11 protein-coding genes are annotated in these 13,067 nt (G+C 66.7%); 3 read left to right on the forward strand and 8 right to left on the reverse strand.

Translation table 11 applies throughout. From position 1 onward, the window contains the following. Positions 1–9: 9 nt before the first annotated feature. Complete coding sequence (locus AC1DG4_RS17545; protein ID WP_477376178.1) at positions 10–819, forward strand: glycosyltransferase family 2 protein; 810 nt, start codon at positions 10–12, stop codon at positions 817–819. Here AC1DG4_RS17545 and AC1DG4_RS17550 read toward each other — a convergent pair. From AC1DG4_RS17550 to AC1DG4_RS17575, 6 genes are read right to left on the reverse strand one after another with little or no spacing between them, the layout of a single operon-like run. Further along, a complete protein-coding gene (locus tag AC1DG4_RS17550; RefSeq protein ID WP_477376176.1) occupies positions 799–2,034 on the reverse strand; it encodes a lipopolysaccharide biosynthesis protein in 1,236 nt (411 codons plus the stop codon). The two genes, AC1DG4_RS17545 and AC1DG4_RS17550, sit on opposite strands and share 21 nt — an antisense overlap. Before the next feature lie 35 nt (positions 2,035–2,069). Further along, complete coding sequence (locus AC1DG4_RS17555) at positions 2,070–3,200, reverse strand: glycosyltransferase (protein ID WP_477421380.1); 1,131 nt, start codon at positions 3,198–3,200, stop codon at positions 2,070–2,072. Between the two features lie 32 nt (positions 3,201–3,232). After that, positions 3,233–3,895 (reverse strand): acetyltransferase, encoded by a 663-nt coding sequence (locus AC1DG4_RS17560; protein WP_477376172.1) that lies wholly within the window; start codon positions 3,893–3,895, stop codon positions 3,233–3,235. Further along, a complete protein-coding gene (locus AC1DG4_RS17565) occupies positions 3,888–4,508 on the reverse strand; it encodes a sugar transferase (RefSeq protein ID WP_477376170.1) in 621 nt (206 codons plus the stop codon). The genes AC1DG4_RS17560 and AC1DG4_RS17565 overlap by 8 nt, the downstream gene beginning before the upstream one ends. Positions 4,509–4,511: 3 nt before the next feature. Beyond that, positions 4,512–5,645 (reverse strand): DegT/DnrJ/EryC1/StrS family aminotransferase, encoded by a 1,134-nt coding sequence (locus tag AC1DG4_RS17570; RefSeq protein ID WP_477376168.1) that lies wholly within the window; start codon positions 5,643–5,645, stop codon positions 4,512–4,514. Beyond that, positions 5,638–7,455, reverse strand: coding sequence for a polysaccharide biosynthesis protein (locus tag AC1DG4_RS17575; RefSeq protein ID WP_477376166.1), 1,818 nt, complete (start codon positions 7,453–7,455; stop codon positions 5,638–5,640). The genes AC1DG4_RS17570 and AC1DG4_RS17575 overlap by 8 nt, the downstream gene beginning before the upstream one ends. A gap of 406 nt (positions 7,456–7,861) precedes the next feature. On the opposite strand from AC1DG4_RS17575, the gene AC1DG4_RS17580 reads away from it, so the two are divergent. Both AC1DG4_RS17580 and AC1DG4_RS17585 read left to right on the forward strand, forming a co-directional pair. Next, positions 7,862–8,170 (forward strand): PqqD family protein, encoded by a 309-nt coding sequence (locus tag AC1DG4_RS17580; protein ID WP_477376164.1) that lies wholly within the window; start codon positions 7,862–7,864, stop codon positions 8,168–8,170. A 134-nt stretch (positions 8,171–8,304) separates the two neighbouring features. Next, the gene (locus AC1DG4_RS17585) at positions 8,305–10,224 is read left to right on the forward strand and encodes a DUF4012 domain-containing protein (RefSeq protein WP_477376162.1); all 1,920 of its coding nucleotides are present in this window, start codon (positions 8,305–8,307) and stop codon (positions 10,222–10,224) included. Positions 10,225–10,249: 25 nt separating this feature from the next. Here the strand turns inward: AC1DG4_RS17585 and AC1DG4_RS17590 are convergent, their stop codons facing one another. After that, on the reverse strand, positions 10,250–11,449 hold the full coding sequence (locus AC1DG4_RS17590; RefSeq protein WP_477376160.1) for a hypothetical protein: 1,200 nt from the start codon (positions 11,447–11,449) through the stop codon (positions 10,250–10,252). A 116-nt stretch (positions 11,450–11,565) separates the two neighbouring features. Then, positions 11,566–12,876 carry a UDP-glucose dehydrogenase family protein gene (locus AC1DG4_RS17595; RefSeq protein ID WP_477376159.1) on the reverse strand — a complete coding sequence of 437 codons (1,311 nt, stop codon included), beginning with the start codon at positions 12,874–12,876 and terminating at the stop codon, positions 11,566–11,568. Positions 12,877–13,067: the final 191 nt, after the last annotated feature.

The raw sequence follows: 13,067 nt of genomic DNA on the forward strand, positions 1-13,067 counted from the left end.
AGTTCGGACGTGGTTGCCGTGACAGTCCTAATGGCGGAGTACAACACGCCGCTCGAGCATCTGCGTATCTCGATCGCATCGATGCTTGCACAGACCTTCGCAGATTTCGAGTTCCTGATCGTGGATGACGGTTCAGCGACAGACGTCAGGCACCTCGTCAAGGAGTTTGACGACCCGCGCCTGAAGGTCCTGACGTATGCCGATCCGCCGGGCAATCGAGGTTTCGCAGCAGCGTTGAACCATGGGTTGCAGGCGGCGAGAGGCGAGTTCATCGTACGGATTGACCCCGATGATTGGGTTAGCCCGGAGTACATCGCGACGCTGCATGAGTTCATGGTCGCCCACATCCAGTACTCGGTCACCTCATCGTGCGCAATCGAGTTCTCCAGCACGATGCCCGCGATCCGGATAGGCCGCCAAGGCGAGAAGACTCGTCGGGATGTGATGCGAGGGTCCGCACCAATCCATGCAGCGAGCATGATGCGCCGCGCTGACATTGCGGCGGTAGGCGGCTATCCCGACCGACATCGTGCGGAAGACTTGGCGCTGTGGTGCGAGCTCTTGCTCGCCGGTATGCGGCTGTATGTGATCCCTTCGCCGCTCTATCACTACCGCGTGGACCTTCAAGACCTAAAGAAGAGACACATCAGGAACCGTGGAGGAGAGCTCGCCGTTCGCCTCCACTACTATCGGCGCCTCGGGGCTGGGCCCGTCGAGTATCTCCGCATTCTGCGTTCAGTCGTTAGCGGGCTACTTCCGCAGCGCATCATCCGTGCCGCACGCTACTTGCTTTGGCGCTCACGAGCTGGATGTCGCTGAACGCACTTTCGGCACTGGCGATTTCCCCGTTAGGGCCAATCCGTACATCCACGTAATCAAATAGGTGATCCCGAGCGCAGAGTAAATAGCCCAGAGCGCGGGGAAGAGCCCCAACGACATTAGCATCGTCGCAGCGAAAGCGCCGCCCACGAGCAGGACGCGCACCACATCCAGAATCGTGTTAGCCATCGAACGCTGATAAAGCAGAATGAACTTGCTTAGGGGGCTGCCAACGAGCCGTATCGCGGCAGCCGAAGCCATGATCTGAACAGCGACGCCGGCGTCGTGCCACTGCTCGCCTAGGAGGATCGGTATCAGCCAGGCACCGAGCAAGCCGAATCCCAAACCTGCGATGAGCCCGACGCCGCTGAGCATTGCGCTCACCCGTAGGTAGATCGAACGCATGCCATGAGCGCCCTCCCTGAGTCGCTTTGCGACCTCCGCTTCGAGAACCTGCCCCGCAGCAGCTCCGACCAGCACAAGAGGGAGTCCGACGATCCGATCAGCCATACCGATCTGACCGCCATCTGCTGCGCCGAACCATGCAACCACGAAGATCACGGGTGCCTGAGTACCGAGAGCATTCAGGAGAGCAGATGGGGTGAAGACTGCGGGGAAGCGCCAGTAGCTTCGCCAGACCCCGCGGTGCGCCCCAGGCCCAACGGATCCGAAGTACTGTCGTGTCTCTCGCCAGAGGGGCAGGATACCGACCGCTCGGCCGATCGCGTGTCCAGTCAGAAGACCTGTGGCATTACGCAGGACAAAGGCGAGCCCGAATTGACTCACAGCAGTACCAGTCGACTGCAGAAGTGTGCGCGCCGCGACAGATCCGTAACGATGGTCACGAAGAGCCAGCTGACTCATGAGGGAGAACAGCGCGGTCAGAAGGACCAGCCCGCCCACCCAGACGCCTAGGAAGGGATAATTCTCGCCGGGGTCGATCCAGCCAAAGGCTCTGATGGCTTCGATGACCACGATCGTGCCGGCTGTGAACACCACGATGCTTGTCAGGCAGACTCGGACAATTGCCCGCACCCCGTCAACATCAGGGGGCAGCATTGCAGCGGTCTCCAGCCGCAGTCCAGCGATCGGCGCTAAGACTGCCGTCAGGGCGAGGACGAAGCTGAATATACCGAAGTCAGACGGTGGATACAGCCGCGAAAGCAAAGGGAGAGCGAGAAGGGACACCGCCTGAGCAGCGACCGTTCCAGACATGAGGAATGCGAATCCTCTTCCAGCCTTGCCTACCCTCATGCCGAGGTACCCACGCCGCGGCACGACTTGGCGAGCTGTGTGCGCAGATGAGACTCCGCTAGCCCCCAGACTGCCTCGGGATCGAAATCTTCGAGTACCCGGCGTCGCGCGGCCAACGCGAGCGAACGGCGGATTTTTGCGTCACGCGCGAGCTCAGTAAGGGTCTGGCTGAGGCTCGCGACGTCTCCCGTTGCCACAATGCGCCCCGTTACTCCGTCGATCACCGAATCGACGCACCCCGTAGCGTTGGACACAATGGCCGGGACCTCCATGGCAGCAGCCTCAAGAACCACGTTGGGGAAGCCCTCGCGAAGGCTCATCAGGACGAGGACGTCGAAGGCGGCCAGATACGGTCTTACATCCCCGACATCACCCGCGAGATGAACGGCGATGCCATCCGGGATCGTGAGCGAAATCCCCTCGTCACCGCCAACGAGCAGAATCCGCATGCCCCCATCCGCAGCCGCCTTCGCGGCCGCTGCAAGCAACGTGTCGATGCCTTTATCTGGGTGTAGACGGCCGACGAACCCCACGGTCAGTCCGGACGTATCACTGAGGAATTGCTCGGTAGCGGCGTCCAACTTTGGAAATGTCGTCCGCCGAGAGAATCGCTCGGAGTCAACGCCGTGCGAGGAACCATGACCCAGAACTACGACACGGTCGCCACGCGTGATCCCGAGCTCGACTGCCCGTGCGGCGAGGCTGGCACTGTTCGCCACGATCGCTGTAGAACACGATGCAACGACCTGTTCGATCGCTCGAAACAACCTCCGTGCCAGCCCTTTCGAGGTMTCAAATCGGATGCCCCATAGCTCGTAGATCCGAACCGGCACTCGGAAGAGCCGAGCTGCGATAGAAGTCAGGAGGCTTGCTTTCGGGGTGGCATATATGACGGCATCTGGCCTCAGACGAGCGATGAGACGTCCAATCCTGGCCAAGCTGACCAGATCTCGGATCGGATCCGGATCCCGAGACATCGGAAGCGAGTGTACGCTGACTCCACTGCCGGTGAGCTCGCCCTCGAGACCCGTAAGATCGTCGGCCACGAGGGTAACCTCATAGCCCACTCGTGCCAAGAACTCCGCATACCCACGCATGAAAAGGCGCGCCGTTACCGCGGCCGTCACGACAATCAATATTCGTGGCCGCGCAGAGCGAGTCAAGAGCCGACCTCGACCTTCCGCGCTGGCACGCCCACGACCGTCGCGCCTGAAGGCACGCTTCTCGTCACGCAGGCCGCGGCGCCAACGAGCGCATCGCCTCCGACGTGAAGCCCCTGGAGAACTGTCGCGCCGGCCCCAATCAGAGCCCTGGCACGAACGGACACCTCGCCGGAAATGATCGCGCCGGGGTTCACCGATACGTAGTCGTCGAGCGTCGAGTCGTGACCTATGATCGCGCCCGGGTTGATGTGCACGTGCCGACCGAGCCGTACGTTCGTGGAGATCTGCACGCCGCCGCACACCACTGAACCTGCGGCGAAGGTGACGCGCGTCCCCACCGATGCCGACGGGTGCACCAAGGCCGCCGGTCGCGCTCCCCAGGCCTCGACCTTCTCCGCAATGCGTGCCCGCACGCGGGGCGAGCCGATGCCCACGACGTAGTGCGTGCCGTCGAACAGTTCGCGGTTCGCGTCGCTCCCTCCCAGGAGACGGATCTCACGGTCGCGAAGCCGCTCGACCTGGATCTCGGCAGGTGCGTCATCCACAACACCGATGACATCCCAGACAGGGTCTCGGGTGACGGCGTTGATCGCCTCGATCACGTCGAGCGTCTCTCGACCGAAGCCTCCGGCGCCGATGACGATGATGCCATCAGCCATCGGCCTCACCGAACTTCGTCATCGTCGCCTGTCCTTCCGCCGAGATGCCTTCTCGCACGATCACCGAGCGGATCGTCGCGAGGATGATGCGGGCATCAAGCTCCAGACTACGGTTGTCGACGTATTGGACGTCGAGGGCGAACTTGTCTTCCCAACTGAGGGCATTGCGCCCGCTGGCCTGAGCCAGGCCGGTGATGCCCGGACGAACCTCATGTCGACGCGCCTGCTCCGGGGTGTACTTCGGCAGGTACTCGACCAGCAGCGGACGCGGTCCGACGACGCTCATGTCGCCGCGGAGCACGTTCCACAGCGAGGGCAGCTCGTCGAGGCTCGTCGACCGCAGCGCACGGCCGAAGGGCGTGAGCCGATCCGCATCGCTCACGAGCCCCTTGGATTCGTCGATGTCGCGCATCGATCGGAACTTGCGCAGCCGGAAGATGCGCCCGTTCCTGCCGGGTCGCGGCTGCACGAACAGCACGGGCCGGCCGAGACGGATCGCCACCGTGACCGCGACGATCGCGAGCACGGGCGATAGCAGGACAAGCGCCGCCGCCGATGCCACGATGTCCAGCAGGCGCTTGAGGAAGTCGTACGGACGGGTGCCGCCGGCCACGGATCAGCGCCCGCCGACGAAGGTCGTGATGCCCTCGACCACACGAGCGCGTTGCGGCTCGGTCAAGGCAGACCCGCTGGGCAGCGTGAGCCCCGACTCGAACAGCCGCTCCGAGGTGCCGTTGATGACGCCGCGAAGGTGAGCGAACACCGGTTGCCTGTGCATCGGCTTCCAGAGCGGCCTGCTCTCGATGTCGTCCTTCGCGAGCGCCGCGGAGAGGTCTGACGGGGCCCAGCCCGTCCGCTTCTCATCGACCAGGATCGATGTCAACCACACGTTGTCATGCTCGTCGCCCTCGGCACCGAAGACCTCGACGCCGTCGACGGTCGCGAAGAGCTGCTTGTAGAGCTCCCGCATCTCCCGGCGTCGCGCGATCATCGCATCGAGCCGGGAGAGCTGTGCGCGCCCGAGCGCGGCGAGCAGGTTGCTCATGCGGTAGTTGTATCCGACGTCGATGTGCTCGTAGTGCGCCACGGGCTGACGCGCCTGCGTGGCGAGATACCTCACGTGATGCGCGAGATCAGCGTCGTCAGTGAGCAGCATCCCGCCGCCCGAGGTGGTCATGATCTTGTTGCCGTTGAAGGAGACGGCCGATGCCCGGCCGAAGCTCCCCGCGGCGCGACCGGCGTGGGATGCTCCCAACGACTCCGCCGCGTCCGCGAGCACCGGAACGCCGAACTCCTCCGCGATCGCGAGGATCATCGTGTAGTCCACGGCTTTGCCGAGCAGATCGACGGGGACGATCGCGCCGACATGCTCGCCCGCATCGCGCAGTGTCTTCAGAGCCTCCCGCAGCAGGGTGGGATCCATGTTGCCGGTCTGCGGGTCGGCGTCGACGAAGTAGGGCTCAGCTCCCGTGTAGACGATCGCGTTGGTGGTCGCGGCGAAGGTCATGGTCGACGTCACGACGACGTCTCCGGGCTTGACGCCCAGGGTCAGCAGGCCCAGGTGCAGCGCGGCGGTTCCGGAGCTCAGCGCGACGCCGTGCGCAACGCCCAGCCGCTCCGCCAGCTCTCGCTCGAACGCGTCCACGTCGGGGCCGAGCGGCGCGATCCAGCCGGAACGGATCGCCGAGATGATCGATTGCTCTTCCAGCTCGGTCACGTCGGGCGACGACATGTAGATCCGGTCAGCCATTCGAGGGTGCCTCCTGGGGGGCGCGCGCGGCGCCGTTGATGACCTGCTCCACGGCCACGCGATCGATGACAGCGGTGTCGTTGTTGCGCGGTTCCGCTTTCATGCGTGCTTCCCAGCCTGTCTTGTCCAGGCGTTCGGGGCTGATCATGTCCGCATGGGCGTGTGAGATCTGCGGGTGGAACGGACGCTCGAGGTTCTCGCGGGCTCCGACCAGCTCCTCGTGCAGCTTCTCGCCGTGGCGGAGACCGGTGAAGATGATCTCGATGTCCTTGCCTGACATCGAGATCATGCGCTTGGCGACCTCGAGGATCGAGACCGGTTCGCCCATATCCAGGATGAGGACCTCGCCGGCGCGACCGATTCCGCCGGCCTGGATCACCAGCTGGCATGCTTCCGGGATCGTCATGAAGTACCGGGTCGCGTCCGGGTGAGTGACCGTGATCGGCCGTCCGTCAGCGATCAGACGCTGGAACGTCGGAAGCATCGATCCGCGGCTGCCGATCACGTTCCCGAAGCGCACCGAGAGGTACTGCATGCCGGTCTCTTCGCCCGCCCAGGCAGTGAGTTTCTCGGCAACGCGCTTGGAGTGCCCCAGCACGCTCGTCGGGTTCGCCGCCTTATCCGTGGAGATGTTGACGAAGTGGCTCACACCAACGCTCCGCGCGGCCTGCAGCACGTTGAGCGAGCCCAGCACGTTCGTCTTCCAGGCCTCGTCGGGGTACTGCTCGAGCATCGGCAAGTGCTTGAGCGCGGCCGCGTGGAAGACGACTTCCGGGCGACGCTCCTCGAAGATGGCGTTCAGCACGGCGACATCGCGGATATCCGCCAGAACGACCTCGTTGGAGTCGAGCAAGCCGTTGCCGGTGGTCCCGAGCTGAGCGGTCTGCAGCCCCGTCTCGTCGCGGTCGAGCATGATCAGTTCACTGGGGCCGAACTTCGCCAGCTGGCGGCAGAGCTCGGACCCGATGGATCCGCCCGCCCCCGTCACGAGCACGCGCTTGCCGGTGATGTACCCGGCGATGAGCTCGACATTGGTGTCGACCGGGTGACGGCCGATGAGGTCTTCGATCTCGATGTCGCGGACATCGACCGTGGCGCGTCCGTCGAGCATGTAGTCGGTGATGGTGGGCGTGACCGACACGCTCATGCCTGCGGCATCGGCCGCGTCGCTCAGTTCGCGCAACAGCACGCTGTCGGCGTTGCCGAGTGCGATCACGAGCCTGGTCGCGCCGGTCTGCGCGGCGATCTCCGCGAGCTGCGCGCGACGCCCGAGCACGGGCACGCCGCGCAAGCGGAGATTCTTCTTGGCAGGGTCATCGTCGATGAGGCCCACCGGGAGGATCGGCGAGCCGGGGTCAGTGGTGATGGTGTGCAGCAGTCGGTCGCCGAGGTAGCCGGCGCCGAGCACCAGCGTGCGCTCGGCGCTGCTGGAGGGCTTTCGCGAACGCTCGACGGTAAGACGGGCGACGTAGCGCACACCGAACATGAGGAGGAGGACGAACGGGCCGGCCAGGAGCACGGTCGCGCGGGGAACGCCGATCAGGTTCCCGAACGGCACGACCACCACCGAGAGGAACAGTGTGATCCCGGCGACGATGAGCGCAATCGTCCATACCTCGCTGAACGAGCCGTACGGGTAGCGGCCGCGATACAGAGCGATCATGTACCCGACGATCAGCTGGATCGCGGCGGCGACCACTCCGAGGGCGAGAGTGGCGATCCAACCGGAGAGCTGCAAGGTGAAGTCGACTCGCAGACCAACGGCCAGGAACGTTCCGAGCACCCAGGCGAACGCGTCCAACGCAGCCACCGACCGTCGGCGCCGCTGCTGGGTCACCAGCGCGCGCGTGGTCGTCGTCGCAGTTTCGTCTCGGTTGCCGGTTTGCACCGCGAATCCCCCTCATCGTTTCCGCGACGCGTCTACGCGCGGACGCTTGGTCGTCAGCAATCCCGAGGCGCGGAGCATCGCCCCGTACCACCCCCCGCTCTTCCAGGATCTCATAGCTGTGAGAACGCCGAGTGACATCGTCCGTAAAGTGACGCTTCGCGACTGTTCTTCGTTCGCATTTCGCATGTTTCTGACAACGTCGCGCGCCGGAGGACCGCCGGGAGCGCCGCAGCCGGCGGAGCGGGAGCGAGGCGCATCCGTGCGCCCAACGTCCTGTGGTGCAGACTGGGACGCCTACACCGCCGCAACGCCTCGCTAGGCTGGCCCTATGGGTCACAGCGAGACACGGCAATGGCGCATCGCCGATGCCGTGGCCTGGACCGCGAACGCCGACGGAATCGTGGCGCTCGACCTTGAGTCGGAGACCTCCCATCCCACGGCTCTGCTCGGCACAGCGGCGTTCATCTGGGACGAGTTGGATGCGAACGGTCCGATCGACGCCGAGCAGCTTTTGGCGAACATCGCCATGGCTTTCGAGGTCGATGTCGATGAGATCCGCGCGGACGTGATCGACCTCCTCGCGAGCCTTCGAGAGGGCGGTCTGGTGACGACGCGAGTCGCGACGATCGTCGAATAGCCCCACGCACGCCTCTGGCGCATCGCCGCGACGGGAGCCGCCTCTTCTGCCAGTAGCGGTGGCCTCTCACGAGGATCACAATGGCGACATGAACACCCGACCCGTGGTGCCGTAGCTCTCGTCCGAGCCGAGCCATGCACGCCCGCAACGCGCACGATCCGCATCGTGCCAAGGCAGCATCCGCACCCGAGGCGGACGACCTGTTCGCGCCTCCCGAGGACGATTCCGCGCATCCGAGCGGATCCGCAACGACTCGGCGTCGGCCGCGTCGTCCGCTGCTGAAGAGCGCCCGGTTCTGGGTGCCGATCGTGATCCTGCTCGTGCTGATCGGCCTCGCCATCGCGGGCTTCCTCGCCGCGAAGCAGCTGTACGGGCACGCCATGGCGGCCAAAGCCGACCTCGAGAAGGCGATCCCGCTCGTCGACTCGGTGCAGCAGCAGATGCTCGACGGTGACACGGCGGGTGCCAAGGCCACGATCGCCCGGATCTCGCAGCTCACCGCCTCCGCCGAGAAGGAGACCACCGGCCAGTTGTGGAAGAGCGCGGAATGGGTGCCGGTGGCGGGGCCGAACCTCGTCGCCGCGCGTGTGGTCGCCGGATCCGTCAACGACCTCGTCATCCACGCGATCACGCCGCTCACCGCGATCGATCTGAAGGCGCTGATGCCGAAGGACGGTGCCATCGACGTGGCGAACCTCCAGAAGCTGGCCACCACGATCGAGATCGCCAACACGAGCGTCACCCGGATCCGCACGAGCCTCGACAAACTCGACCGCTCCGCGCTGATCCCCCAGGTCGCCTCGGGCGTCGCCAAACTCGACGCCGCCATGGCGAAGATCGAGCCGACGGTGACCCCGATCCACAACGCGCTCACGATCCTGCCCAAGGCGCTCGGCGCCGATGGGCCGCAGCACTACCTGTTGATCTTCCAGAACAACGCGGAGTCCCGCGGCACGGGCGGCAACCCTGCCGCGATCGCGCTGCTGACCGCCGAGAACGGGAAGATCTCGATGACGCAGCAGGCCGGTTCGCAGGACTTCCACAACGGGCGCACGGATCCGATCATCCCGCTCGATCCCGAGACCGAGGCCCTGTACGGCACGAAGATCGGGCGCTACATCCAGGACTCCACCCTCTCGCCCGACTTCAGCGAGACGGCGCAGATCGTGCGGGCGTACTGGGCCGAGTCGTTCGGCACCCCGATCGACGCCGTCGCGTCGTTCGATCCGGTCGCGCTCAGTTATCTGCTGCGCGCCATCGGCCCGGTGACGATGCCCGCCCCGTTCGGCGAGACCCTCACCGCCGACAGCGCGGTGCCTCTGCTGCTCAACCAGGTCTATGCCAAGTATCCGGATCCCGCCGTGCAGGACCAGTTCTTCGCCGCCGCGGCCAAGAGCGTGTTCGACGCGCTGCTCACCACGCATGCCGACCCCAAGGCTCTTCTGACGGCCCTCGTCCAGGCCTCGAACGAGGGCCGCCTGATGTACTCCCCCGGCGACAAGGCGCAGGCCGACCTGCTGGCAGGCACACCCGTCGGCGGCAGCATGCCCTCCGACAACGCCAAGACCACCGCCGTCGGCGTCTACATCGACGACGTGACCGAGGGCAAGCTCGACTACTACATGCAGATGGGCATCTCGGCGTCCAGCACCCAATGCCAGAAGAGCACGCCGGTACTGTTCACGACCACGGTCACGATGCAGAACACGCTGGATCCGGCGACGATACCGAGTCTGCCCGTGTACATCGCACCAGGGCGCTTCTTCCCGAAAGGCGACGTGTCGACCGACATGTACCTCTACGGGCCGGTCGGATCCACCCTGACCGGCCTGACGATCAACGGCCAGCCCGTGGGCGTCGCGGGGCAGTCGCACCTGGGCCGCACCGCGGTCAAGGTGAACGTGAAGACATCGCCCGGGCAGACCGCGACCATTGTGGCGTCGTTCAACGCAGCAGCAGGAACCTACGGTGCGCTCGAGGTCCGCCACACGCCGATGGTCAAGGCGACGCCCGTCACGATCGACACCCCCGGATGCGTGCCGGGGAAGAACTAGCAGGCCCCTGGCGCTCCCGCACGACCTAGGGCGTCGGCGGAGGATCCACCGGAAGCGGCGGAACGGTGGCCCCGGGATCGGTCGGGGGCGTCGTCGGCGTCGTCGTCTCCGGTGCGGGCGGTGTCGTCGGCTCGGTCGTGGTGCCGTCCGAGGTTCCCCCGCTCCCGCCGGATCCACCGGACTCCTCGGATCCACTCGATCCCGCCTCGGCGACAGCGCGCGCCTGGTCCGCGATGAGTGCGGCGAGCGCACTGCGCCAGGCATCCATCGCCGCGAACGGGGTCGGGCCGAACGGATCCGCCGCCGCGGCCGCTGCGGCCGCGTCGGTGACGGCAGTGCGGAACGGCTCCGCCGCGTCGGCATTGTCGGCGACAGCGGTCGCCGCGAACGCCGGGAGCGATTGCCGGAAAGTCGTGATCGCGGCGCGGAAGCTGGCGGTCGCGGCGCTGAGCGATGCGTTCGCCGCGGTGACGTCGCGCTCGAGCTGGTCCAGCGACGCGCTGGTCGCGTCCTTGCCGGCAGGCTTGGGCACCTTCACGGCGGCGAGCGCCGCGACGTACGCCTGACGGGCGGCGTCCGCCGCGAGCCTGGCTGACTCATCGCTGGATCCGGCCATCGCCGCCAGCGGCGCCGTGAACGAGTCCGCGCTCGCCTGCGCGGCCGCCACGGCGGCCACGAGCGCGTCGACCGATCCGTCGACCTTCGCCACGCGGTCGGGGTCGACCGTCGCGGTCGGAGACGCCTGCACGGCCACAGGGGCTGATGCGACGGGCGACGCGAGGGCCCATCCGGCACCGGCGGCGGTGATCACGAGCCCGATGGCCATCGCGATCATCTGCGGGCGCGCGAAGCCGTAGGCCTGGGCGTGCTGCGGCTCGGGCCGGGCGGGCACGGGAGCAGGGAACGCATGCGTGTAGGGGTGCGCCTCTGTCGCGGCCTCGTCGAACAGGTGCCCCTCGGCGGTGTCGACGAGAACGGCTGCGGGGGTCAGCCGCAGGTCGTCGTCGACCGGCGCCGGCAGCGTCTCTGGACGCGATGGCGTCGGAGCCCGATCCCCGAACAGGGCGCCCACGTCATCGTGCTGGACGCCGTCGAGCGTCTCCTCATGCTCGTGCGGGAACAGCGAGGAGAGATCGAAGTCGCGTCCGTCTTCGGGCTGCAGACGATCGGCGCCCGCAGTCTCTGCGGCGCCGGCCCCGTCCCGGGGCGGGTCGTCATCCGGCATCTGTCCCCCGCCTTCCCACGTCGATGCGGTACTCGACTCTATCGACAAAGCGGTGGGCGCTCGGGGCGTGTCGCCTGCCGATCCTCGGGATGCGTGGCGTGCTCGTCTGGCGTGCGCTACGGACGCCCCATCCCGAGATACGTCCAGCCCTCCGCGCGCCACGCGGTTGGATCCAGGCAGTTGCGTCCGTCGACGATGATGCGCCCGGCCGCCAGGGTCGCGGCGTGCGCGGGATCCAGCTCACGGCGGTACAAGTCCCATTCGGTGACCAGCACGAGGGCCTCCGCCTTGCGAATCGCCTCGTCGCGGTCGGCCTTGTACTTGAGCTGCGGGTGCAGGCGCTTCGCGTTCGGGATCGCCTCCGGATCCGTCACCGTCACCTTCGCCCCGAGCCCGCGCAGCCGCGTCGCGACCTCGAGCGCCGGGGAGTCGCGCACATCGTCGCTGTGCGGCTTGAACGCGGCGCCGAGCATCGTGATCCGCCGTCCCACGACGTTGCCGCCGAACGCGTCGACGACCAGCCGCACCGCATGCTCGCGTCGACGAAGGTTGATCGCGTCGACCTCGCGGAGGAATCCGACGGACGCCCCGCGGCCGAGCTCCTCCGCCCGCGCCGCGAACGCACGGATGTCCTTCGGCAGACAGCCGCCGCCGAAGCCGATCCCGGCGCCGAGGAATCGCCTGCCGATCCGCTCGTCATGGCCGATCGCGTCAGCGAGCAGAGTGACGTCGGCTCCGGAGGCCTCGGCGATCTCGGCCATCGCGTTGATGAACGAGATCTTCGTGGCGAGGAAGGCGTTCGCCGCGCCTTTCACGAGCTCGGCCGTGGCCAGGTCCGTCACGAGGAACGGGCTGCCGGCGGCGATCGCCTCGGAGTACGCCTCGCGCAGAACCTCCGTCGCACGGGCACCGGTGTCGTCTGCAGCGGCCCCCACCACGAGGCGGTCGGGGCGGAGCGTGTCGTGCACCGCCCACCCCTCACGGAGGAACTCGGGGTTCCAGACCAGGGTCGCATCGGTCCGGGCTACCGCTGCGGCGAGCGCGGCGGCGGTGCCGACGGGCACGGTGGACTTGCCCGCCACCACGTCGCCGGGACGCAGCTGCGGGAGCAGCGCGTCCAGCGCGGCATGCACGTAGCGCAGATCAGCGGCCGACGAGTCGGCCTGCTGCGGGGTGCCCACGGCGAGGAAGTGCACCTGCGCGCCACGCGCCTGGGCGATGTCCGAGGAGAAGGTCAAGCGCCCGCTCTCGACGCCGGCGGCCAGCAGCTCGTCCAGTCCGGGCTCGAAGAACGGCGCGCGCCCCTCGGCAAGCGCCGCGACCTTGCCCTGATGCGTGTCGATCCCCACCACCTGGTGGCCGATCGACGCCATGGCCGCCGCGTGCACGGCCCCGAGATACCCGCAGCCGATCACAGACATCCGCATGAGACGAGTTCAGCGCGGTCCCCTCTCGCGCAGACGGCTTCGAGGCGACCGCCGAGTGACCTCCGGATGAACGATCGGCTGGCGGTGCCGGAAACCGCCCGTACCGTACTCAGGATGGATTCTGCGGATCCGCGGATTCTGGCCCGGTTTCACAGCCTGGGAGGCAATCCATCCTGAGTTCGGTCCGGCGC

This window comes from Microbacterium sp. 05N427 (assembly GCF_056397105.1).